Genomic DNA, 23,377 nt, shown 5'->3' on the forward strand with positions numbered 1-23,377 from the left:
GCGGCATTACCGCCGTTGCCGGAAGAGGCGGGCTCTCGGGCCCGCCCTCGATGTGCCATCAGCCGGCGGCGACGGCGATCTCGTTGGGCGTGATGTCGAGCGTGGTCGACGCCATGATCTCGCCCGTGGTGAGATCCACGGCGTGGATCGCGTCGGCGGCGGGCTCGGTCACGTAGGCGATGTCGCCATCGACGACGATCGCGGGGTGAGGATCCTGCCATTCAGCGGGACCTTCCCATGCGTCGACGACGGGAAACGCGTCGGTGATCTCGCCGGTCGCGGGGTCGAAGACGTGGATGGATCCGTCGCTCGCGAGGATGTACGCGAGGTTCTCGGGTCCGCGGGCGATGTCGCGGAACGTGTATTCGACGCCTTCCGGAAGATCGACGACTTCGAGCGTGCCGGCCTCGGTGTCGATGACGGTGACCGCACCGAGGAGGTAGCCCTCGGCATCCGGGTCGATCTTGTAGTCTCCGACGACGAGGGGGCTCGTCTCGCTCACGTACGCGTTTCCCATACGTCCGTACGGCTGGTCGGGGGCGTCGAGCTTGAGGATCTCGCCCTCGCGGTAGAGCAGCGCGCCGTTCTCGCAGCCGAAGACGACGGCTTCGTCGGCCGCGGTCCCCTCGCCGTGCACGCCGGGGCAGGCGTCGCTCGTGGCGATCACCTCGCCTGAGTCGTCGCTCGCCGAGATGCCGGTGCGTCCGTCGGCGTCGCCGACTGTCGTGAGGAAGGTGCCGTCCTCGAGCACCACGGAGACGCCGTGGTGGGCCTCCACGCCCGGAATCGTCTCGGTCTCGGGCAGCTCACCCGAGGCGGCGCGCAGCGCGTCGGTGTCGAAGATCGTCGTGTCGCTCGTGCCGTCGGCGTAGAGGATCGTCTTGCCGCCGTGGCGGACGACATGGCCGGCCGCTTCGGCTTCGAAGATCAGATCCGTCAGCTCGGGCTGGTCCGCGCTTCCCGCCGCCGTGTCGAGCACCTGGAAGCCTTCGCTCATCGTCACGAGCACGTGGCGTCCGTCGCCGGCGGGGTTGAGCCGGGTGAACTCCTCTGCGGGGAAATCGTCGACCGGCTCCAAGGTCTCGGCGTCGAGCACGAGGATGCCGCCTTCGTATGAGACGGCGATCCGCGACCCCGCTTCGGTGGCCGAGGGCGTCTCCGCGCCGGTCCCGGTGGACGCCGACGGTGCCGACGAGCAGGCCGCGAGTGTCGCGACGGCACCGGCGGCGACGGCGATCAGGCCGGCGCGACGCAGTGTGCGTGTGCGCATGGGTGTTCCTCTTTCTTGGTGGGGCTCATGGCGCGAGCCCGGTGACGATGCGCTGCGTGTTCTCGCGCATCATGGTCAGGTAGTCCTCGGCGCCGCCGCCCGCGGCGGTGAGCGACTCGGGGAACAGCTCGATCACCTCGACGTGCGTGTCGGTCTCCTGTGCCAAGGCGTGCATCAGGCGGTCCGGCGACGACGACTCCGCGAAGACGGCGGGTACGCCGTTCTCTTCGATCGCCGACACCAGATCGGCGAGGTCGGACGCACTCGGCGCGGCCAGGGTCGTGCTGCCCGGGATCGCGGCGCCCACGATGCGGAAGCCGAAGCGCTCAGCGAGATACCCGAAGACGTGGTGGTTGGTGACGAGCGCCCGTCGCTGGGCGGGAATCGTCTCGAACGCCGCCGCCATGTCGTCGTCGAGGCGCCTGAGCTCGGCCAGGTAGGCATCGACGTGCGCGTCGACGTCGGCTTCATCCACACCCGGGAGGTCGGACAGACGCGGGGCCAGCTCCTCGACCACATCGATCATGCGAGCCGGGTCGGTCCAGAAGTGCGGGTCGAGGGTGCCGGCGGCATCACCGGTGGCGTACTCGAGCACGTCGATCGACTCGCCCGCGACGAAGCTGTCGACACCTTCGGCCACGGCGGCGTCGAGGTGCTGCTGCAGCCCTTCTTCGAGGCCCAGGCCGTTCGACACCAGCAGGTCGGCGGTGCGCAGGCGCGCGGCATCCTGTGCTGAGATCTCGAACGAATGCGGATCGGCGTCGGGTCGCATGAGCGTCATCACCTCCACGTCGTCGCCCACCAGCTGGTCCACGACATCACCGAGGATGTTCGTCGACACCACGACGAGCGGGCGATCGGCGGCCGCCGGCGTGCACGCGGAGAGGACGGATGCCGTTGCAACGGCCGTCAGCAGCGCGGCGAGTGCTGCGTGGCGCCGGCTGATCATCGGCCGGTCTCCGCGAGCAGGGCGGGCGGTGTCGGCGTCTCGAACGTCCTCGAGATGCGGGCGGTGTCGGCGAAGTCGATCTCGTAGACGACGTGCTCCGCCGGCCCGTTGAGGTAGGCGCGGGGCTGGTCGGCGACGAGCGTCGGACGGCCGGCGCCCGTCGCCAGCGACTCGGCGACCAGCGGTTCGGTCTGCGAGAGAAGCGCCCCGGTCGCCCCGTCGATCACCAGCATCCGTCCGTCCGCGGCGAGCGCGAGCACATGCTGGGCTTCGTCGTCGACCGCGGTCGCCTGCACCATCGGCCGATCGACCGGGAGCAGCGTCCACGTGCGCTCGCGGGTGTCGAGCAGCCAGATCGCCTGGTCGCCCGCAAGCCCGGCGACGGTGGGGCGGCCGCCGCGTCCCTGGAACGTCGTGGCCGGGGGAGCGGTCGTGCCCTCGGGGTAGGGGATGCGCTCGAGCTCCACCGCACCGTCCACGAGGGTAGCGAGCAGTGCGCCGTCGGCGCAGCCGATGACCGCACCGACGCGGGTCATGATGGTGCCGCGGGCGTGGGCGCAGTCGACGGCGGCAGACACCGGCATCCCCTCCTCGTCGAGGATCGAGACGGACGTCGCGACCCCGTCCTGCGGCTGGGTCACGAGCGCGTACGAGCCGATCGGCACGACCATCCCGTCGTGCGGGTCGGTCTCGTGACGGAAACGCTCGACGAGCTCGCCCCTCGACATCGCCGCGGTGTCGAGGAGCACCGCTTCACCGCTGCCGGCGAAGAAGACGCCGGTGCTGCCGGTGCTGGAGGACGAGGTCGTCGCCACGGCGGCCGGTCCGCGACCGGGCACCTCGCCGAGCATCGCGGGTTCGGCGAGGTAGTAGTGGAAGTGGTCGACGTGATCCCACGTCCACCGGCCGCTGTCGACGACCGTGACGCCCTCGCCGCCGTCGGTGAAGACGTAGCGGCCGTCGGTGCTCGCCCGCGAGGCCACCGGCACCTGCCCGAGTTCGGCAACGGTCCCGTCGAGGAGGTCGAGCTGACGCACGAGGCCGTCCGGGTCGATCGTCACGACGGCGAGGGGCGGTTCGTCCATCTCGCTCGCGCCGTCGACGGCGCCGTGTCCGCCGGATGCCGGGCTCGCGGCGGGCGGGCGGGCTTCGGCACTCGCGCAGCCGACGAGGGCGAGACCGGCAAGGGTGAGCATCGCGGCGAGGGTGGAGGAGCGGTGGAACACGGAGTCTTCAATCCTTTGTCGGGTGGTGGGGGCGCTAGCTGGGCCACTCACGGGTCTCGTCATGCGTACGTCGCCTGGGACGCCCGCATGCGGGCCCGGGCGGCGCGGCCGGCCCATGAAGCGGCCGCGAGGAGGATTGCGGTCAGCGCGATGGAGGCGCCCGCGGCGGTGCCCGCGTGCCACGACAGCAGCAGGCCGAGCACGACGGCCGCGACGCCGAAGACGCACGCTAGGGCCATCGCAGACGGCAGCCGACGAGTCCAGTGGCCGGCGGCAACCGCCGGTGCGATGAGCAGGCCAACCACGAGGAGCGAGCCGACGGCCTGGTACGACGCGACGACCGCGAGTGTGACCAGGCCGACCAGCGCCGCCTGAGCGAGCCTCGGCCGGAGCCCGAGCACCGCCGCGACTCTCGCGTCGATCGCCAGCGCCACGAGTGAGCGGTGTGCGGTCGCCGCGATCACCACACCGATCCCCGTCGCCCATCCGAGGATCGCGAGATCTTCGGCCGAAATCGCCAGGATGTCGCCGAAGAGGATGGCCGTGGCATCCGTGGCGAAGCTTCCCGAGTGCGAGATGACGATCACACCGGCAGCGAGCATGGCCACGAAGAGCAGGCCGATGCTGGAGTCGTACGACAGCCGGCCGCGCCGCTGCAGAGCCCCGATCCCCAGACTCATGGCGACCGCGCTGACGCCCGCGCCCAGCAGCACGGGAACACCGAGCAGCGTCGCCACGGCGACGCCGGGGAGCATGCCGTGGCCGAGCGCCTCGCCCAGGAACGCCATGCCGCGGGCGACGACCCAGGTGCCGACGACCCCGCACAGCACGGCCACGAGGCTGCCGCCCAGGAGGGCGCGCTGGACGAACTCCAGCGCGAACGGATCGGTGATCAGGGGCACGAGCGACGACGGTAGCGTTAATGAGAACGATTCTCAAAATCGATTAGGCTGTGCTCGTGCCTGTCCAAACCTCGTCGATCACCGCCCTGTCCTTGCGCGGAGTCTCCGTGGACTACGCCGGGACGCCTGCCCTAAGCGGTGTCGACTTCGACGCCGCCGCCGGCTCGCTCACCGTGATCGCGGGACCGAACGGCGCCGGCAAGTCGACGCTCCTCGAGGTGCTCGCGGGAACCATCACCCCGCGCGCGGGCAGCGTCGCGATCCGCGCGTCGTCACGGGCATTCGTGCCGCAGCGCACGGCGATCTCGCCGGCCCTGCCGCTCACGGTGCGTGACGTCGTCACCGTGGGAGCGTGGGGCAGGGTCGGCCCGTGGCGCCGACTCGATCGCGCGTCGCGGGAGGCGGTGGATGCCGCCCTCGAGCACCTCGACCTCACGACTCTGCAGCGAGCCCCTTTCGGCGTCCTGTCCGGCGGTCAGCAGCAGCGGGCCCTCCTCGCACAGGGATTGGCGCGACGCGCTGAGACATTGCTGCTCGACGAACCCACGACCGCCCTCGACCTCGAGAGCGCGGAGCGGATCGTCCGTGCGATGCGGGCGGAGGCGGATCGCGGCGTCGCCGTGGTGTGCGTCAGTCACGATAACGCGGTCATCGACGCGGCGGATCATGTCGTCCGGGTCGATGCGGGGCGAGTGGTGGCAGCGCGCGGAAGGTCGGCCGCCGGGGGAGGAATCGTTCCTCGCCCGGCGGCCTCGCCATGACCGCCGCTGCTACACAGTCGCGGTCTGCTGGCAACCCCCGCTTCGATCGGTGGTGGTCGGGCGCAGGGTGGAACGCCACACATCGAAAGGACGGCACCATGTCTCGTCAGAACACCATCGTGCGCGCAATGCACGACCTCGGGCTTGCTGCCTGGTTCGGCGGCACCCTGATGGGGGCAGTCGGACTGAACGGCGGCACCGCGAAGGCCGATGATCCTGCGCAGCGCCTGCGCCTCTCCTCTGCGGGATGGGCGAAGTGGGCACCCGTGCAGCTCGCCGCGATCATCGTCCACGGGGTCGGCGGCGCCGCCTTGATCCTGGCCAACCGTGAACGCCTCGCATCTCAGCCCGAGGCGCGGACCAACACCATCGTGAAGCTCGTGCTGACGGCCGTCGCCGGCGGAGCCACCCTGTACTCGGGGATCCTCGGGATGAAGATGTCCAAGCGTGCCGACGAGGGCGGCGAGGGTGTCACCGAGCCTGCCGCAGGCGTGTCGCAGGAGCTTGCATCCGCGCAGACGCAGCAGCGGGTGCTGCAATGGGTTGTTCCCGCGGTCACGGCGCTGCTCATCGTCCTCGGCGCTCAGCAGGGCGAGCAGCAGCGTTCGGTCCCCGGCCTTCTGGACCGGTTCAGGAAGAGCTGACGCCTGGCGTGACGGAAACCGGGCGCCACCCGAAGGTGACGCCCGGCCTGCTTCTCCGGCGATCAGGCCAGGTAGGCGAGGGCGCCGACGATCAGATCGGCGACCGCGTCAGGGTGCGAGACCATCACCGAGTGCGAGGCATCCGGAATCTCGACCGTCTTCAGCGACCCGGCCCGCTCGGCCATGAACCGCAGGCCCTCGGCGGGGATGTTCTTGTCGCCGGTGCCGTACACGAACCACGACGGCAGCGTCTTCCAGGCGGACGTCTCTGCCGGCTGCGGCTCGTTGAGGGCGAAGTCGCGGATGGCGCGCTGGGTCGCCGCGGCGATCTGCGCGTCGGCGAGCGGAACGTCGCCGGCGAACTGGTTCGGGAACAGTTCGCGGTCGACGATGAGGTCGTTCGTTCCGTCGCCGAGGGGGATCGCCCGCACCGTCTCGCCCAGCGTGCTGCCGGGGAACTGGCCGGTGAGGCCGAGCGCGGTCTCGCCGTGCTCGGGAGCGAACGCCGCGACATACACGAGCCCCTTCACCGCGTCGGCGCCCACGGCGGCCTCGGTGATGACGGCCCCGCCGTAGGAGTGGCCGACGAGCAGCACGGGGCCTCCGACCGACTCGACCGCGCGACGCACGTTGTCGGCGTCGGTCGTGACACTGCGCAGCTGGTTCGGGGTGGCGATGGCGGCGACGCCGCGGGCGTGGAGGTTCGCAAGGACGCCCGTCCAGCTGGAGGACTCGGCGAAGGCGCCATGGACGAGCACGACGGTGAGGGATTCAGACACTGCTTCTCTTTCTCTGGGGTGGGGGCGGGGAGCTTCACGGTACCGGTTCTGAGAGCGCTCTCGCGCAATGAAGACGAAGAAGATCGCCTCGCCCCGTCATCTTCCTTCGCTCTGACAGCGCGGGGAGCGGCGGCGCGGCAGACGGGGTGACAGCCGGTGCGAAATGGTCAAGACTGGACCGCATGACCTTGACCTCTGTCGACAGGACCATACGCGGCGCATGCCGACGTGATGACCCCTGACGTCGTGGGGTGGGCGGCTCTTCGGCCGCGTCCCACCGACAGGACTCGTGCTGCTGGGCATCCTCAGTGTTCAACTGGGCTCCGCGCTCGCCAAGGGCCTCTTCGGCGCCGTCGGCAGTTTCGGGACCGTGACGCTGCGTCTGTTCTTCGCGGCGGTCATTCTGCTTCTCGTGTGGCGCCCGCCGTTGCGGATGACGCGTCGCGCGTGGGGGAGCGTGATCGTCTACGGAGCGGTGCTCGCGCTCATGAATCTGCTCTTCTATCTGGCGCTCGCCCGGATTCCGCTCGGCATCGCCGTGAGCATCGAACTGCTGGGCCCGCTCGCCGTCGCGCTCGGGGGCTCGAGGCGATGGCGCGATGCCGGCTGGGCGCTGCTCGCTGCGGCGGGCGTCGTGCTGCTGACGGATGGCGGCGGAGACCTCGACTTGCTCGGGGTGCTGTTCGCTGTCGGGGCCGGGGCGTGCTGGGGCTTGTACATCATCGCCAGCGCTGGGCTCGGCCGCCACACGACGGAGGGGAACGGACTGGCACTGGGGATGGCGGTCGCGGCGATCGTGGCTGCACCCGTCGGCCTCTACGAGAGCGGAGCGGCGCTGGTCCATCCGGGGGTCATGGCGGTGGGGCTGGGCGTGGCGATGCTGTCATCCGTCATCCCCTACTCGCTCGACCTCGAGGCCCTGCGCCGGTTGCCGCCGCAGCTGTTCGGGATCCTCATGAGCCTGGAACCCGCCGCCGCGGCGGTCGTCGGGCTGGTCGTGCTGGGGGAGTCGCTGTCGCCGGCGCAATGGGCCGCCGTGCTCTGCATCGTCGGGGCGTCAGCCGGTGCGGCACTCGGCGCGCGTTCCATGCCGCCACGGGTGGCCGATGACTCGGATGGTGGGTGAGTGCGCGAGCGGCCGGAGGCCGGCACTCGCGTGGGGACGCGGGGCCTCCGCTGATCTGCTGCTTTCCGATACCGCGTGAGACGGACTTCACCTGGTCGTGGCTCAGCGAGACCAACGCGCCGTCACGAGTGAATGTGGTCTTCGCAGCGGATGGAACCGGAACCCGAATGCGAGCTTCTCTGGTGCTCGGGGTGACAGGATTGCCCGATGCGACAGGGGGCGGTGGGTCACGTGCGGCTGGTGGAGCATCGCGGGCACACGGTCGTCGAGAAGCAGATGACAGATCCCGCACGGCAAGAGACCGAGGTGCTCGCGCTGCGGTATCTCGCCTCCGCAGGCATGCCGGTGCCGGAGGTCGTCGATGTTCGCCCGGGCGCGATTCTCATGACACTCATGCCGGGAGACCGACTGGACGAGGTGGAGCTCGATGAGCGGCTCGATCTACTCCGCGAATCAGCCGCCCTTCTGCGTCGTCTGCACGAAGTGTCGCCTCTGCGCGGGCTCGGGCCGCCGCCCGACGATGCTTCGATCATCGAGCGCTATCTGGGCGCCGGTGGTCCACCGCTTCCTCTGACCATTCCGGCTGCCACCGAGGCAGCCTTCTGTCATGGCGACTGGACGGATGGAAATCTCCTCGCATCTGGGGGTCGCCTCACGGCGATCGTCGATTGGGAGAGAGCGCACCTGGGCGACCCTCTCAGGGAGTTGTCCCGGGCCGCATGGGCGGCATCACGGAAAGACCCGCGGTCATTCGACGTCATGGTCGAGGGGTATGGCGCTGATCCCACTGCGGTGAGGGCGTGGAATGCGATACACGCCGCCGAGCTCTGGCTGTGGTTCTCGGAAGCCGGTCCACCCGAGTATCTTGATCGACTCACCGCCGAACTGAGGAGCTGGCCCGTCACATAGCGCAGAGGTCCGGTCTGTCGAGAGGAGCGCCGTACGCGTACGGCCATCGACTGTCGCGGGGGATCGGCTAGCTTGCGGCATCCGCTTCGACGGGGCGTGGTCGACCTGTCAGCGCTGACCGCAATGAAGGGAAGGTGAGGACTGCGACGACGACCGCCGCGCCGGCGGCGACGGCAGCCGCGAGGTTGGCAGCCTGCAGTCCGGCTTCTGCGGCTGCCAGTGAGGTTCCACCCGCATCGAGCGTGGTCGCGCGCCTGGCGGCATCGACCGCGCCGAACACAGCGATCCCGATGGCTCCGCCGATCTGAGCCGTCGCGGACGCGAGGCCTGAGCTGACGCCTGAGTTGCGGGCCGCGATGCCTTCGGCGATGACGAGTGTCGTGGGCGTGAAGCTGAATGCGACGCCGGTCGCGGCGACGATGAGCGCCGGGAGGACGCGCAGCAGGTACGAATCGCCGTTGTCGACCGCGGCGAGCAGGAGATGAGCAACGACGAGAAGCACGAGCCCGATGGCCGCGACGCGCTGGGGTCCGAGGCTGTTGAGCGCCTTCGGCAGGACGAGGATGCTGACAGCGAAGCCCGCGAGCGATGTCGGAAGCATGGCGAGGCCCGCGACGGCGGGGTCGTACTCGAGGACCTGCTGCAACAGCAACGCGACGAGCACGAAGCAGGCGACGCGAGCGCCCCCGCCGAGGAGGTTGACCACGATCCCACCGCTCACCCGGGCGTCCCGCAGGACCGGTGAGGGCAGCACCGGGTCCGCGGCTCGCTTCTCGACGAGGCCGAATGCGACGAGGCAGAGGACGGCGACGATCGTCGCGCCGATGACCTCCACCGAGACGAGCCCGCTGTGCGGCGCGGAGAGCACTCCGAACACGATGGCGACCGCTGCGCCGGTGAGGAGGGACGCGCCGGCCGCGTCGAACGGGCGCCCCGCCGTGCCCTTTCCTGCGGGGAGGATCGCCCAGCCGGCCACCCCGATGATGGCTGCGACCGCCCCCGTCACGAAGAGAACGCTCTGCCAGCCGAACGCAGCCGTGAGGAGTCCGCCCACGGTGACGCCGGCCGCACCACCGACGGTGGAAGCGGCGCCCCATCCGCTCATCGCCCGCACCCGCGGCGGGCCGGTGAAGGTGGCGAGGATCACCGACATGGCCGCCGGGCTCAGCATCGCCGCGCCTACTCCTTGGACGAGACGGGCCGCGATCAGCATCGTCTCGGTCGTCGAGAAGCCGCCGATCACAGAGCCGACGACCAGCACGCCGGCTCCGAGCAGGAACATCCGGCGGCGCCCGAAGACGTCCGCCGCGCGGCCGGAGATCAGGAGCAGTCCCCCGAAAGTCAGGAAGTACGCGTTCAGGACCCAGGCGGTTCCGACCGGGCTGAGGCCGAGGTCGGCCGCGATCGACGGCAGCGCGACGTTCAGGATGCTGGAGTCCAGCATCACCACGAACTGTGCGGCGACCAGGGTGAAGACCAACGGCAGAGTCGAGGATGTGCGCATGTGCAATCGCCTCCAACCCTGGAGCTTAGCCGCGCCCGCGAGTGTGGCTCTCCGGGCTGCGCCTGCCGCGGCACGGGTGATCGCAGGTGCCCCCCGCGAGAAATGGAATGCGACGGCGGGGGTCGGACTCGACAAGAGAGTTGCGCGCACCGCTAACTCGCGTTAGTCTCAGATCGCTTCGAACTCACGCGCGTTAGTCAGCCCGCGCATCCGATGAAGGAACCGCAGAATGTCAGAGACGACCCGACGCCCGGTGACGATGGCGGATGTCGCGCGTCACGCCGGCGTGTCCCGTTCAGCCGTCTCGTTCGTGCTCAACGACCGACGCTCGGTCAGCATCGCCGAAGACACCCGCGATCGCGTGCTGGCAGCCGCGGCCGAACTCGGCTATCGGCCGAACGCGGGAGCGCGCGCACTCGCGAAGAAGCAGAGCGACTGGTACGGCCTCGTCACGGAGATCGTGACGGCACCCTTCGCCGTGGACATCATCAAGGGAGCGCAGGATCGCGCCCTCGTCGATGAGAAGTACCTGCTGATCGCGTCCACCGAGTCCGACCCCGCCGCAGAGACGGCGGCGATCGAGCGGCTGCTCGAGCAGCGCGTCGAAGGACTCCTCTATGCCGCGACGTGGCATCGCGCCGTCGAGATTCCCGAGATCGCACGTGAAGTGCCGACCGTCCTCGTCAACTGCTTCGACGCCGAGGGCCGGTATCCCGCCATCGTCCCCGACGAGCGCACGGGCGGACGTCGAGCGACAGAGCGCCTCCTCGCGGCCGGTCACCGCCGCATCGGCTTCATCAACCTCGATCCCGACATCCCCGCAGCGGTCGGCCGGCTCGTCGGCTACCACGAGGTGCTTCGGGAGGCGGGTGTCGCACCCGACGAGAAGCTCGAGATCTCGGGACACGCGACGGCCGACGGCGGGTACACCGCAGCATCCGCTCTTCTGGATCTCGCCGACCCGCCCACCGCGATCTTCTGCGCAAACGACCGTATGGCGATGGGCGCATACGACGCGATCAAGGAACGTGGCCTGCGCATCCCCCAGGACATCGCCGTCATCGGATTCGACAATCAGGAGCTCATCGCGGCCTACCTGAGACCGGGCCTGACGACGGTGGCACTGCCCTTCGAACAGATGGGCGCCCGCGGCGTGGATCTTCTCGCCGCGATCATCGCGGGTCAGTCGACCGGCACGGGAACCGTGACGGTCGACTGCCCGCTCCTAGAACGCGCGTCGGTGTGACTGGACATCTCGTCCGACGCGCAGCCCCTTCGGCTTCAACGAAGAAGAAAGGAACACACTCATCATGACAGTTCACCGCAAAGCGGCGCTCATCGCCGCCACGGTGGCGGCGACCGCCGCGCTCGTGCTGTCGGGCTGCAGCGCCGGCGGAGGCGAGTCCGCGGACTCGCTCGACGGCACCCAGCTGCTGACGATCCCCCGTGAAGACATGGGGACCTTCGACCGCAACTTCAACCCGTTCGCCAATCCCGAGTTCCCGATGACGCAGCAGGCGATCTACGAATCGATGCTCGTCTACAACCCCGCCGACGGCTCCACGACCCCGTGGCTGGCGACCGAGTGGGAGGTCGCGCCCGACAGCACGGGCATCACCTACCACCTGCGCGACGGAGTGAAGTGGTCGGATGGCGAGCCTTTCGTCGCCGACGACGTCGTATTGTCGTTCGACCTGCAGCGAGAGGTTCGCGGCGGATTCGACTACATCGAGTCCGTGACGGCGGTCGACCCGCTCACGGTGCAGTTCGACTTCAACCAGCCGTTCTCTCCTGCGCTGCTCGACATCGGCCAGCAGGTGATCGCGCCCGCCCACATCTGGACCGATGTCGACGACCCGACCAAGTTCGCCAATGAAGAGCCCGTGGGCACGGGGCCTTACACCGAGGTCACCAACTTCCAGGCCCAGTCGTTCGACCTCGGCAAGAACCCGAACTACTGGCAGCCTGAGAAGCAGCAGATCGAGGGCATCCGCATGCTCGCGTTCTCCGGCAACGACGGTGCCAACCTCGCCGCCGCGAACGGCGACGTCGACTGGGCGCCGCAGTTCATCCCGAACATCGACGAGGCCTACGTCGCGAAGGACCCCGACAACCGGTTCTACTGGTTCCCGCCGACCGGGTCGATGATCAACTGGCAGTTCAACACGACCAAAGCCCCGTTCGACGACGTCAACGTGCGCAAGGCTCTGTCGATGGCTGTCGACCGCAAGCAGGTCACCGAGATCGGCATGCAGGGCTACACGTTCCCCGCCGACTGCACGGGCCTGACCGGCTCGTACGACACGTGGCGCGACGACGCCGTGGCGGACTCGTGCGAGTGGACCGAACGTGACCTCGAGGGCGCGGGAGAGCTCCTGGATGCCGCGGGCATCACCCTCGGCGCAGACGGCAAGCGCGTCCTTCCCGACGGGTCGCCGTTCGCCTTCGACTTCTCAGTGGGCTCGACCTCGAGCGACTGGGTGTCGGTGGGCAATGTCATCGCGCAGAACCTCGCCGAGCTCGGGGTGACTGTCACCGTCGCCGCGAAGGACTGGGGCGATGTCGTCGCGGGGTATGAGAACGGCACCTTCGACTCGGGCATCGTCTGGAGCGCGAACGCACCGACGCCGTACCAGTTCTACCGCGGCGTGATGTCGACCGAGACGGTCAAGCCCGTCGGCGAGCAGACGTTCGACAACTACCACCGGTTCGGCAGCGCGGAGGCCGATGCCCTTCTGGCGCAGTTCGCCGCGGCATCCGACGAAGCCGCGCAGCACGACATCATGAACCAGCTGCAGGCTCTCTTCGCCGACGTCGCACCGGTTGCGCCGCTCTTCCCCGGCCCGGAGTGGGGTGCCGCGAGCACCGCACGATTCACCGGCTGGCCGACCGAAGACGACCCGTACGCAACGCTCTCGACGCGCTCGCGGACGACGGTGCTCGTCCTCACCAGCCTCGAACCCGTCGTCACCGACTGACCCATCGTGCCGTTCTGCTGCGTCGCCGTCGCGGCGCAGCAGAACGGCCGAGGAGACACATCATGGGCTACATGCTGCGGCGCTTCGGGTTCTATCTCGTGGCGTTCTGGGTGTCGATCACCCTCAACTTCTTCCTTCCTCGTTTCATGCCGGGTGACCCGGTGTCGCGCATGGTCGCACGGCTGCAGGGGCAGATCCGCCCCGACCAGATCGAGGCGCTCAAGGAGTCCTTCGGACTCAGCGACGCTCCGCTGTGGGAGCAGTATCTGCGCTACCTCGGCCAGATCTTCACCGGCAACCTGGGCTTCTCGATCTCGCGGTTCCCGACCCCCGTCATCGACGTCATCTCCAGCGTCATCGGCTGGACCTTCCTCCTGGGCTTCGTGTCGCTGATCATCGCCGTCGTCATCGGCAACGTGCTCGGCATCCTCGCCGCGTGGCGGCGTGGAGGCGTCCTCGACTCCTTCGTGCCGCCGCTGCTCATCTTCATCGGCTCGTTCCCGTACTTCTGGCTGGCGATGGGGCTGCTGTACCTCTTCGGCGTCACGCTCGGATGGTTCCCGTTGCGCCACGCGTACGAGGTGGGCACCGCCCCGGAGTTCTCCCTGGCGTTCCTCGGCGACGTCGCGTACCACCTCATCCTCCCCGCCACGTCGATCGTGCTGGTCTCGGTCGGCGGCTGGATGCTGGGCATGCGCAACACGATGATCGCCACCAATGCCGAGGACTACATCGTGATGGCCGAAGCCAAGGGCCTGCGCGCGAACCGCGTGATGATGCAGTACGCCGCCCGCAACGCGTTGCTCCCGTCGGTCACGGCATTCGGCATGTCGCTGGGCTTCGTCGTCGGCGGCGCACTGCTCACGGAGGTCGTCTTCGCCTACCCGGGCATCGGCTACACCCTGCTCGCCGCGGTGCAGAACCTCGACTACCCGCTCATGCAGGGACTCTTCCTCACGATCACCACGGCCGTGCTGATCGCCAACTTCCTCGTCGACATCGTGTACGTGCGCCTCGATCCGCGCGTGCGCGTGAGCTGAACGGAGGGTGTGATGTCACTCGCGCAAGACCCCCGCGCCATGGCCGAGCTGGAACTCGGCAGCCCGCCCGGCCCCGATGGGCAGGTCACGACCACGCCGACGCCTCCGCGTCGCCGCCGCGGCGGAGGCGGACTCCTGGGAGGCCTGCTCGGCAACGCGAAGGCGGCGTCGGGCCTGGTCATCCTCATCCTCTTCGTGCTGATGGCGGTCTTCGCTCCGGTCCTCGCTCCCGGGGATCCCACGCTCATCCAGGGCTTCGGCTCGCAGCCGCCGTCGGCCGAGCACTGGCTGGGAACGACCGCCAAGGGGCAGGACGTGCTGGCGCTGAACATCTGGGGTTCGCGGTCGTCTCTGTTCGTGGGCTTCACCGTCGGCATCCTCGCCACGTTCGTCGGACTTCTCGTCGGCCTCGCGTCGGCGTACCTCGGACGCACGATCGACAACGTCCTGTCGCTCGTCACGAACGTGTTCCTGCTCCTTCCCGGCCTGCCGCTGCTCGTGATCCTCGCGGCGTTCCTGCCGCAGGGTCTTGGAACCGTCATCCTGGTGCTCGTCATCACCGGCTGGGCGGGGTCCGCCCGCGTGCTGCGCTCGCAGGCCATGTCGATCCGCGGCAAGGATTTCGTCGCCGCCTCGCAGGTCACCGGCGAGGGCGGTTTGCGCATCATGTTCCGCGAGATGCTGCCGAACATGGCGTCGATCGTCATGAGCACGTTCCTCGCCTGCGTGATCTTCGGCATCGGGGCGCAGGCCGGCCTCGAGTTCCTCGGTCTCGGCGACATCAGCACCATCAGCTGGGGTACGAACCTGTACTGGGCGAGCAACGACGGCGCCCTGCTGACGGGAGCCTGGTGGGTGTTCGTTCCTCCGGGCGTGTGCATCGCGCTCGTCGCCTTCGCGCTCGCGCTCGTCAACTACGGGGTCGACGAGACGACAAACCCCCGCCTGCGTCGGCCGCGCCGCCGCACCACCCCCGACGCGCCGACGCGTGTCGCCCCCCGCACACGCAAGGAGACGGCGCGATGACCGCCCGGCTGCTCGAGATCCAGGATCTCTCCGTCGAATACGTCACCGAGGCCCGCACGGTGCGCGCTGTCGATCGAGTGTCCTTCTCGATCGCCGAGCGCGAGGTGTTCGGCCTCGCGGGGGAGTCCGGCTGCGGGAAGTCGACGATCGCCAACGCGATCCTGCGGCTGCTGCGGGACCCCGCCGTTATCTCCGGTGGGTCCGTCCGCTTCGCCGGCACCGATGTGCTGGCACTGAACGCCGAGGAGCTCCGCGAGTTCCGCTGGCGCAAGGTGGCCATGGTCTTCCAGAGCGCCATGAACGCGCTGAACCCCGTGATGACGATCGGCGACCAGATCGTCGACATCTACACCACCCATGACGGCGTATCGAAGAAGACCGCGCTCGCGCGCGCCGGCGAACTGCTCGATCTCGTGGGCATCCCGCGGGATCGACTGCGCTCGTACCCGCACCAGCTTTCGGGCGGGATGCGGCAGCGAGTCGTCATCGCGATGGCGACGGCACTGCGACCTCCACTGCTCATCATGGATGAGCCCACCACGGCGCTCGACGTCGTCGTGCAGCAGGAGATCATGGCGCAGATCAAGGACCTGCAGCGCGAGCTGGGGTTCGCGATCCTCTTCATCACCCACGACATGTCGCTCATGGTCGAGCTCTCCGACCGGATGGCCGTGATGTACGCGGGGCGCTTCGTCGAGACCGCACGGTCCGAGGAGATCTTCGACACGCCGCAGCACCCCTACACCCGCGCCCTCATGAACGCCTTCCCGCCCATGTCCGGTCCTCGCACCCGACTGCAGGGCCTCGGCGAAGGTGTGAGGTTCCACGACATCCCCGATCTCGAACCGATCACGCCCACCCACTGGGTGGCGCCCAGCGACGACGACTCCCTGATCACGGAGACCATCTCATGACCGCACCCGAGACCCCCGTGCTCTCGACACGAGGGCTGCAGAAGACATTCACCATCGGCGGCGCATTCTCCCGCAAGCGGGTCCGCGCCCTCGGCGGCGTCGACCTCGACATCGCCCACGGCGAGGTCGTCGCGCTCGTCGGCGAGTCCGGCAGCGGAAAGTCCACACTGGCGCGCTGCATCGCCCGCCTCGAGCAGCCGTCGGCCGGCACCTTCCTCTTCGAGGGCGAAGACATCATCGCCACCTCCAAGCGGCGCGCGACCCGCGAGTACCGCTCAGCGGTGCAGATGATCTTCCAGGACCCCTTCGGGTCGCTGAATCCCGTCCACCGGATCGGTCACTTCCTCGAGCGTCCGCTGCGCATCCACGGTGCCGCATCGGGCCGTGCCGCGCTGGAACACGCCAAGCGGCGGCTGATGGAGAAGGTCGGTCTTCCGGACGAGATGCTGGACCGCTACCCGCACGAACTCTCCGGCGGCCAGCGGCAGCGCATCGCGATCGCCCGCGCCCTCGCGGTGAACCCGCGGCTGATCCTCGCCGACGAACCCACGTCGATGCTCGATGTCTCGGTGCGGATCGGGGTGCTCAACCTCATGCGCACGCTCTGCGAGGAGCAGGGCATTTCGATGCTCTACATCACGCACGACCTCGCGTCGGCGCGGTACCTCGCCGATCGCATCGTCGTGATGTTCGCCGGCGAGTTCGTCGAGGGCGGCGATGCCATGGAATTGCTGGCCAACCCGTCCCACCCCTACACTCGCCTGCTCATCTCTGCCGTACCGGACCCCAAGCGCACCGACCCGTTCGATTCCGTCGAACGTGCGCAACTGCGTCGCGAGGTGCTGCATCCGACCGTCTGTCGCTGGTCCGGGCAGACGACGGAGCCCTGCTCGAACGAACGTGCCGTGTTCCACCGGCTGAGTGAGCAGCCGGAGCACTGGGTGCGCTGCGGACTCTACGCACCCCCGTCGGATGCCCCGGGAACCGCCCTGGAACAGCCCGCACACGATCAGGAGAACAACGCCGCATGACGACGCATCCGATGACCACTCCGAGCCGGACCGCATCCGGTCTCCTGGAGCTCGCTGCCGCGGACCCGCACCGGCCCGCGTTCCACTTCGTCTCGCCCGCCGGCTGGCTCAACGACCCCAACGGGCTCACGCAGAGGGACGGCTGGTACCACCTCTTCTACCAGTACAACCCCTACGCGCCCGTGCACGACCGCATCCACTGGGGCCATGCGCGCAGCACCGACCTCGTGCACTGGGAGCACCTGCCGATCGCGCTCGAGCCGACCCCCGGTCCCGACGTCGACGGATGCTGGTCCGGCGTCTTCGTCGACGACGGGGGAGTGCCCACGCTGGTCTACTCGGGGCGCCACGCCGAGGTCGAGCTGCCCTGCGTCGCCACGGGGTCCGATGACCTCGTCGAATGGACGAAGGAACCGGGGAACCCGGTCATCTCGGCACCGCCCGGGGATCTCGACATCGTCGCCTTCCGGGACCACTGCGTGTGGCGTGAGCAGGCCGCGGAGGGAACCGGCCGATGGCGGCAGATCATCGGCGCCGGCATCCGCGGCGTCGGCGGCACGGCACTGCTCTACGAATCGGACGACCTGCGTTCGTGGAACTATCTCGGTCCGCTCCTCGTCGGCGACGCGGCGGGCCGGCCGCGGACGGCTCCGGACTGGACCGGAACGATGTGGGAGTGCGTCGACCTGTTCGCCGTAGACGGCGCGGACGTCCTGGTGTTCTCCGCATGGGACGACGGGGTGACCCACCACCCGCTCTACTGGTCCGGCCGGTACCAGGGCGACCGATTCGAACCCCTGGCGCTGCACCGGCTCGACCTGGGCGGACGGTTCTTCTACGCGCCGCAGTCGATGCGAGACGCGACCGGCAGACGGCTCATGTTCGGGTGGATGCAGGAAGGACGAACGGATGCCGCGGCAGTCGCGGCCGGCTGGTCCGGGGTGATGTCGCTGCCGCGCGTCGTGACCGGGCGCCCCGACGGCTCGCTGCATCAGGCGCCGGCGCCCGAGGTCGATGCACTGCGCGCCGAGCTGCTTTACGACGGCCCGGCCGGCGAGGTCGGCGCGGCGGATGTCGGCGGCGACCAGCTCGACATCGAACTCGACGCGACGCTTCCACCAGGCGCCTCGATCGAGCTCGCCGTGCGCGCGACCGCGGACCGCGCGGAGCGCACCGTGTACCGCCTGCGCCGCGCCGGGGATGAGATCGAGCTCTCGCTCGACCGCAGCCGGTCCAGCCTCGACGACACCGTCGACGCGAAGCCGCTCGCAGGCGTCGTCGGCCTCGCCGGCGACACCGTGCGTCTGCGCCTCGTGGTGGACCACTCCGCCCTGGAGGCGTTCGCGAACGGCATCCCGCTCGCCGCCCGCGCATATCCGACGCGCGAGGACGCCCTGGACGTCTCGGTCGACATCGACGGCGCCGCCGCGACGCTCCGTGTGTGGCGCATGGCGTCCGTGGACTGACGCCACCCACCACCCACCCCCCATAGGCAGCATCGACGCTGCCTCAGATGAAAGGCCATCCATGGAGGAATCGACTGCAGTCTCACGCCGCGCGCTCTTCGCCGGCGCCGGCACCGCCGCTCTCGCGGGCACACTGACCCTGGCAGGAGGAGGCGCGCCCGCCGCCGCGGCGGATGCGGCATCCGTCCTCGGCACGACCTCGAAAGGACGCACTCGCATGCGCCCCGCCTACCACGTCAGCGTTCCCGACAACTGGAAGAACGACCCCCAGCGACCCGTCTACATCGACGGCGAGTACCACTACTACTACCTCTACAACGCGGACTACAACGAGGGCGGTGCGGGCACCGCATGGCGGCGCGCCACGACGCGCGACCATGTGTCGTTCCGCGATCGGGGCATCGCCATCCCGAAGTTCAGCAACGGGAACGGCGACTGCTGGTCGGGGTGCCTGGTCGTCGATGAGCGGAACACCGCCGGCTACGGCGCGGGCGCGGTAATCGCGCTCGTGACGCAGGCGCCGCAGGGCAGGCAGGCGCAGTACCTCTGGTACTCCACGGATCGTGGGCGGACGTTCCGCCCCGGAGGCGACGCACCGGTGCTTCCGAACCCCGGCGTGCCGGACTTCCGCGACCCCAAGGTCATCTGGGACGCCGACCGCGGTCGATGGTTCATGGCGAACGCGGAAGGGCAGCGGGTCGGGTTCTACGTCTCCGCCGACCTGCGCTCGTGGCGGCGCGTCGGCGAGTTCGTGCGGACCGACCTGGGGCTGATCGAGTGCCCCGACATCTTCCGCATGACCGCGGGCGACGGCACGGCGCACTGGATCCTCGGCATCAGCGCCAACGGCAAGGGGCGGGGGCTGCCGGCGACGTACGCGTACTGGACCGGCGCGTTCGACGGAGCGTCGTTCGTTCCCGACCACGGCGAGCCGCGCTGGCTCGACTACGGGTTCGACTTCTACGGCGCCGTGACCTACCCGAACCACGATGCATCGGGCGCGGAAGACCCGACGCTGCGCCGTGCAATCGGATGGGCGAACTTCTGGGACTACCCCCACAACACACCCACGCTTGCGACCGACGGCTACAACGGCGACGACATGATCGTGCGCGATCTGCGGCTCACCGCGGGCGACGGCGGCTACTACCTCGCCTCCGCGCCGACGGCGGCCCTCGAGCAGTACGCCAAGAAGACGCACCGCCTGGGCGACGTCACCGTCGCCGGCGTGCGTGACCTCGAGCTGCGCTCGCTCGCCTACGACCTTTCGTGCGAACTGGTCTGGGACCCGGCGGCAGCGCCCTCCAACATCGGATTCGAGGTCTGTCGCGCGCCGGGCGGGGGCCGTCACGTCGCCGCCGGTGCGTTCCTGAACGGGCCGTTCACCTACGTGAACCGCCGCCCGACGATCAACCCCACCGGGGGCGAGTCGCAGACGCCGATCGATCCGTCGACGGGGCGCCTGGACGTACGGATCCTCGTCGATCGCACGAGCGTGGAGTTCTTCGTAGGCGACGGCCGCGTGGTGCACTCGCACCGGGTCTTCCCGCTCGAGGGCGACAACCGCATCCGGCTCTACGCCAACGACGGCTCGGCGACCTTCCGCGGTCTCACCATCCGCGAGCTGGCGGTCTGACGACGGCGCTGGGCATCCCCGTCGGCTGCGCTGTTTGAGGTGGTGTGGGCTGAACTAGAGCACCGTCGGGTTTGCTAGAGGGGCATGCTCAGGACGATTCGGCGTGAACCGTTCGCCGGCTGATCGTCCTCGACGCGGTGCATCCCGATCTTCGCGGCCACTCGCTCGGAGGCGCGATTGTCTGGATGGATGATGGCAACCAGCTCCCGCGCCTCGACGTATTCGCGCGCGAAGTCGCGGCACGCCGCTGCGGCCTCGGATGCGAAGCCCTGGCCTTGCCATTGTGTGCCGACGTGGTACCCCACCTCGAGCTTCTTGATCCCGTTGACTGCCTGCCAGGTGAGGCCGCAGTCTCCGACGAAGTCGCCCTCGTGTGTCTCGATGATCCAGAGCCCGTAACCGTGCTCTGCGTAGTTGCGCTGGTTCCACTCGATCCATGCCGCGGCTTGCTCGCGGGTCTTCGGCGCGGGGTAGAACCGCATGACATCGGGGTCGCCCAAGAGGCCCGTCATCTCGTCGAGGTCCGCTGGCAGCATCTGGCGAAATCGAAGTCTTGCCGTGTCTGGGGGAAGCACCTCAGCACCCTATCGGAGGCGTTGCGACGTCAGGCGCTCGGGAACGCCGTTGCGAGGCGGGAGTGGATACTGTCGACATCGATCGTCTGGGGCGGCGCTTCAACCATCCGCTTGACGAGCAGCCGGGGCCACAAGACTTGGACGCCGGCGACTGTGAACGAGCCCCCGATGAGAGGCCGGTCGGCTTCGAGAAAGCAGAGGACGCCGGTGACGAGTGGCAGTTCGTCGCCGAGAGCCGCGGCGACTCGCGCAACCTGGGACTGCACGCCTTGCACCAGCTTCGTCCCGTCCCGGCCACCGATGCGGAGCGATTCGACCCGCGGTCGGAACAGACCGCCTTCGACCTGCAGTGCTGGGCGCTTGTCCACGTACCGCTTGGCGTCGATCACCCACACGCCGGATGGGCCGATCGCGATGTGGTCGATGTTCGCGCGAGTACCGGGGATGCGGCGGTCGTGCAGCACCCGAAAGGTGTCGGGCAGATCGGCCAGGCGCCGGGCCATGAGCTCTTCGCCCACGGCACCGCGTTCCCAGGCCTTCGTGCTCTGCGGATCGTCTGACAAAGCGAGTATCAGCCCGCCCAGTTTCGGGTGGTTCGTCCGGATCCGCTGCTCCCGACTGTCCTTGCGGCGTTCGTACTCGCGGCGGGCGGATCCGCCGGCGGTGCCCGGCTCGGGAGCAGCCTTGATAGCTGTGCAGTCGATGCAGCGCACGGTCTTCATTTCGCGCTCGTAGATCGCCTCCACGCCAGCCGCGAGCGCCTGGCCGCAGAGGCGGCACGTTCCGGCGTACCGCAGCCGCATGCGCTTGTCGTCTGGCCCCAGCTCCAGCGTCACGAGGCCGAACGTACCAGTAGGGGCGCGCCCGCCGTTCATGGCAACTCGCATCAAGTCGTGCAAGCGGGTAGGCGACCCGCGGTCTTGACTATCGACATAACGGACAACAACAGCCATACGAGATCCGGCCTGCGCGGCATCCCACTTCCGCGCTCGTCACCCGCCTGGTGAGCCGAGCCGCAACGGCCCACCTCGATATCCTCTCCTTGTGACCCTGCGTGACGATGTCGCTCCCGAGCGGACCAGTATGGGCCGTGGGATGGACGTGGTGTCCTGCGTAGCTGAGATGTCCGCAGCGAGCGGGCAGGGCGTATCCGTGCAGACCATTGCGCGAGCGCTGCAGCGCGACCGGTCGCAGGTCTCTCGCACTCTTGCTGCGCTGGCGGAGGAGCGGTTGGTGTCGCGAGGTCCCGACGGTCGCTACCGACTGGCGTGGGCCTGGTACGCCTCCGCGGAGCTGCTGGTCGAAAGGCGTCTGCGCAGCGAGGGCCTCACGATTCTGGACGAGCTGTCAGCGGACGTGGGAGAGGCGTGCTTCCTCGGAGTCCTCGAGGGTGATGCGACGGTCACGATCGTCGAGAGCGTGCCGCCTGCCGCCCGCTTGATCGGTTCGTGGATCGGGCGAGCGTATCCGGCGTTCTGCAGTGACGCGGGTCAGGCGGTGTTGTGGGATGCCTCCGATGAGGAGGTTCGCGGTGTGTTCAGCCGCACGAGCTTCCGCAGCGCCGGTCCCAACGCCGCCGCATCGGTCGATGAGTTCCTCGTGCGCCTGAAGGAGTCGCGGGCCAGGGGCTACGCGATCGTGGCGGAGGAGGCCGAGCCGGGCCTGTACTCGGTCTCGGCGCCGGTGTGGGACTTCCGGGGCGAAGTCATCGCCGGCCTGCAGATCGTGGGGGAACGGCATCGCCTGGAGTCGAGGTCGGAGGCTCTGGGAGCGGCGTGTGTCGACGCTGCGCAGCGTCTGTCGGCGATGCTCGGCGCGGGCGAGGCTCGGGGCGAGTGACTCGGAGCGGGCTGCTCACGACTCCTGGATGAGCTGGCTCAGCCGTGCGCAGGCGTCGCGAAGCGCACTCTGGGCTTCGCGTGTGCGGCGCTCCCAGAGCCCGCCGCTGCTGATGCCGATGGAGACCACGATGCCGCGCTGATCGCGGATCGGCAGTGCGAAGTCCCGCACGCCTTCGACGTATTCCTCGCGGGCATCCACCATGCCGAGCTTGCGGTCCCGCTCGAGCAGCTGATGGAGCTGATCGACCGATCTTGCCGCGCCCGGACCGCCGACTCCGACGAATTGCACGTCGGCGAGGAGGGCTTCGAGGTCATCGCGCGTGTGTTCCCAAAGGAGGGCCCGGCCGGGTCCGGTGCACCAGATGGGGGTCAGGATGCCGGGGCGCAGGTAGTCCGCGGAGACGCCCGGGCCCTTCTCGGAACGGAGCAGGATCGCGCCCGGCCCCTCGGCGGCGACCAGTTGCGCCGAAACCCCCAACGTGGAGGCGAGCACGCGCAGACTCTCGCGTGCCGCTCGGAGCCACGGCCGGCTCAGGGCCGCGGCGGCCCGGAAGTAGCCGTCGCCCGCCTTGAGCACCGCAGCGTTGTCGCGATCGAGGTAGCCCAGTTCTCGCAGCTCGCGTGTAAGGCGCGAGACGCGACTGCGCTCGATGCCGGTGGTCTCGGCTAGGCGTGAGGCGTTGTGCCCTTGCCTTCCCGATCGCTCCTGCGCCACCGCCGCGTCAAGCAGCGCGAGACCCTGCAGGAGTGAGGACGGGGCGCTCATGATCTGGGGTGCTTTCTGGGCCGATGGACGAGGG

Annotated in this window: 22 protein-coding genes; 13 read left to right on the top strand and 9 right to left on the bottom strand. The window is 69.1% G+C overall.

Annotation, left to right across the window (positions count from 1 at the left end; all coding sequences use genetic code 11):
* Positions 1 to 58: 58 nt before the first annotated feature.
* From aztD to aztB, 4 genes are read right to left on the bottom strand one after another with little or no spacing between them, the layout of a single operon-like run.
* Positions 59 to 1,270: a zinc metallochaperone AztD gene (gene aztD / locus Q9R08_RS10855; protein ID WP_308868020.1), complete on the bottom strand. Its 1,212-nt coding sequence runs from the start codon at positions 1,268 to 1,270 to the stop codon at positions 59 to 61.
* 25 nt (positions 1,271 to 1,295) lie between these two features.
* Entirely contained in the window at positions 1,296 to 2,219 is a 924-nt protein-coding gene (gene aztC / locus Q9R08_RS10860; RefSeq protein WP_308868022.1) for a zinc ABC transporter substrate-binding protein AztC, read from the bottom strand.
* Positions 2,216 to 3,445 (bottom strand): ABC transporter, encoded by a 1,230-nt coding sequence (locus Q9R08_RS10865; RefSeq protein WP_308868023.1) that lies wholly within the window; start codon positions 3,443 to 3,445, stop codon positions 2,216 to 2,218. The genes aztC and Q9R08_RS10865 overlap by 4 nt, the downstream gene beginning before the upstream one ends.
* A 59-nt stretch (positions 3,446 to 3,504) precedes the next feature.
* Positions 3,505 to 4,347, bottom strand: coding sequence for a zinc ABC transporter permease AztB (gene aztB / locus Q9R08_RS10870; protein WP_308868024.1), 843 nt, complete (start codon positions 4,345 to 4,347; stop codon positions 3,505 to 3,507).
* 56 nt (positions 4,348 to 4,403) lie between these two features.
* Between aztB and aztA the strand changes: the two genes are divergently transcribed.
* On the top strand, positions 4,404 to 5,108 hold the full coding sequence (gene aztA, locus Q9R08_RS10875; protein WP_308868025.1) for a zinc ABC transporter ATP-binding protein AztA: 705 nt from the start codon (positions 4,404 to 4,406) through the stop codon (positions 5,106 to 5,108).
* A gap of 98 nt (positions 5,109 to 5,206) precedes the next feature.
* Positions 5,207 to 5,752, top strand: a complete 546-nt coding sequence (locus tag Q9R08_RS10880; RefSeq protein WP_308868026.1) for a hypothetical protein — start codon at positions 5,207 to 5,209, stop codon at positions 5,750 to 5,752.
* A 62-nt stretch (positions 5,753 to 5,814) separates the two neighbouring features.
* Here the strand turns inward: Q9R08_RS10880 and Q9R08_RS10885 are convergent, their stop codons facing one another.
* Positions 5,815 to 6,531: an alpha/beta fold hydrolase gene (locus Q9R08_RS10885; RefSeq protein WP_308868027.1), complete on the bottom strand. Its 717-nt coding sequence runs from the start codon at positions 6,529 to 6,531 to the stop codon at positions 5,815 to 5,817.
* A gap of 289 nt (positions 6,532 to 6,820) precedes the next feature.
* On the opposite strand from Q9R08_RS10885, the gene Q9R08_RS10890 reads away from it, so the two are divergent.
* On the top strand, positions 6,821 to 7,657 hold the full coding sequence (locus Q9R08_RS10890; RefSeq protein ID WP_308868028.1) for an EamA family transporter: 837 nt from the start codon (positions 6,821 to 6,823) through the stop codon (positions 7,655 to 7,657).
* Between the two features lie 207 nt (positions 7,658 to 7,864).
* Positions 7,865 to 8,566, top strand: coding sequence for a phosphotransferase family protein (locus tag Q9R08_RS10895; RefSeq protein WP_308868029.1), 702 nt, complete (start codon positions 7,865 to 7,867; stop codon positions 8,564 to 8,566).
* A 67-nt stretch (positions 8,567 to 8,633) separates the two neighbouring features.
* Here the strand turns inward: Q9R08_RS10895 and Q9R08_RS10900 are convergent, their stop codons facing one another.
* On the bottom strand, positions 8,634 to 10,070 hold the full coding sequence (locus tag Q9R08_RS10900; protein ID WP_308868030.1) for an MFS transporter: 1,437 nt from the start codon (positions 10,068 to 10,070) through the stop codon (positions 8,634 to 8,636).
* Positions 10,071 to 10,299: 229 nt separating this feature from the next.
* Here Q9R08_RS10900 and Q9R08_RS10905 point away from each other — a divergent pair, with 229 nt between their 5' ends.
* The 8 genes from Q9R08_RS10905 to Q9R08_RS10940 all read left to right on the top strand — a co-directional run bounded on the left by Q9R08_RS10905 (position 10,300) and on the right by Q9R08_RS10940 (position 20,161).
* On the top strand, positions 10,300 to 11,316 hold the full coding sequence (locus tag Q9R08_RS10905) for a LacI family DNA-binding transcriptional regulator (RefSeq protein WP_308868031.1): 1,017 nt from the start codon (positions 10,300 to 10,302) through the stop codon (positions 11,314 to 11,316).
* A 64-nt stretch (positions 11,317 to 11,380) separates the two neighbouring features.
* Positions 11,381 to 13,048, top strand: a complete 1,668-nt coding sequence (locus Q9R08_RS10910; RefSeq protein WP_308868032.1) for an ABC transporter substrate-binding protein — start codon at positions 11,381 to 11,383, stop codon at positions 13,046 to 13,048.
* 62 nt (positions 13,049 to 13,110) lie between these two features.
* Positions 13,111 to 14,088 carry an ABC transporter permease gene (locus Q9R08_RS10915; protein ID WP_308868033.1) on the top strand — a complete coding sequence of 326 codons (978 nt, stop codon included), beginning with the start codon at positions 13,111 to 13,113 and terminating at the stop codon, positions 14,086 to 14,088.
* A 39-nt stretch (positions 14,089 to 14,127) separates the two neighbouring features.
* On the top strand, positions 14,128 to 15,114 hold the full coding sequence (locus Q9R08_RS10920) for an ABC transporter permease (RefSeq protein WP_418001348.1): 987 nt from the start codon (positions 14,128 to 14,130) through the stop codon (positions 15,112 to 15,114).
* Positions 15,111 to 16,028 (top strand): ABC transporter ATP-binding protein, encoded by a 918-nt coding sequence (locus Q9R08_RS10925; RefSeq protein ID WP_308868035.1) that lies wholly within the window; start codon positions 15,111 to 15,113, stop codon positions 16,026 to 16,028. The genes Q9R08_RS10920 and Q9R08_RS10925 overlap by 4 nt, the downstream gene beginning before the upstream one ends.
* Entirely contained in the window at positions 16,025 to 17,059 is a 1,035-nt protein-coding gene (locus Q9R08_RS10930) for an ATP-binding cassette domain-containing protein (RefSeq protein ID WP_308868036.1), read from the top strand. The genes Q9R08_RS10925 and Q9R08_RS10930 overlap by 4 nt, the downstream gene beginning before the upstream one ends.
* Before the next feature lie 11 nt (positions 17,060 to 17,070).
* Positions 17,071 to 18,525, top strand: a complete 1,455-nt coding sequence (locus Q9R08_RS10935) for a glycoside hydrolase family 32 protein (RefSeq protein WP_308868037.1) — start codon at positions 17,071 to 17,073, stop codon at positions 18,523 to 18,525.
* Positions 18,526 to 18,586: 61 nt separating this feature from the next.
* Positions 18,587 to 20,161, top strand: coding sequence for a glycoside hydrolase family 32 protein (locus tag Q9R08_RS10940; RefSeq protein WP_418001343.1), 1,575 nt, complete (start codon positions 18,587 to 18,589; stop codon positions 20,159 to 20,161).
* A gap of 74 nt (positions 20,162 to 20,235) precedes the next feature.
* Here Q9R08_RS10940 and Q9R08_RS10945 read toward each other — a convergent pair whose 3' ends face one another.
* The gene (locus tag Q9R08_RS10945) at positions 20,236 to 20,736 is read right to left on the bottom strand and encodes a GNAT family N-acetyltransferase (protein WP_308868038.1); all 501 of its coding nucleotides are present in this window, start codon (positions 20,734 to 20,736) and stop codon (positions 20,236 to 20,238) included.
* Positions 20,737 to 20,765: 29 nt separating this feature from the next.
* Positions 20,766 to 21,572: a nuclease-related domain-containing protein gene (locus Q9R08_RS10950; RefSeq protein ID WP_308868039.1), complete on the bottom strand. Its 807-nt coding sequence runs from the start codon at positions 21,570 to 21,572 to the stop codon at positions 20,766 to 20,768.
* A gap of 208 nt (positions 21,573 to 21,780) precedes the next feature.
* Here Q9R08_RS10950 and Q9R08_RS10955 point away from each other — a divergent pair, with 208 nt between their 5' ends.
* Positions 21,781 to 22,575, top strand: coding sequence for an IclR family transcriptional regulator (locus Q9R08_RS10955; RefSeq protein WP_308868040.1), 795 nt, complete (start codon positions 21,781 to 21,783; stop codon positions 22,573 to 22,575).
* A 15-nt stretch (positions 22,576 to 22,590) separates the two neighbouring features.
* Here the strand turns inward: Q9R08_RS10955 and Q9R08_RS10960 are convergent, their stop codons facing one another.
* Positions 22,591 to 23,343: an IclR family transcriptional regulator gene (locus Q9R08_RS10960; protein ID WP_308868041.1), complete on the bottom strand. Its 753-nt coding sequence runs from the start codon at positions 23,341 to 23,343 to the stop codon at positions 22,591 to 22,593.
* Between the last annotated feature and the right edge of the window lie 34 nt (positions 23,344 to 23,377).

Source organism: Microbacterium psychrotolerans (genome assembly GCF_031085295.1).
GTDB lineage: Bacteria > Actinomycetota > Actinomycetes > Actinomycetales > Microbacteriaceae > Microbacterium > Microbacterium psychrotolerans.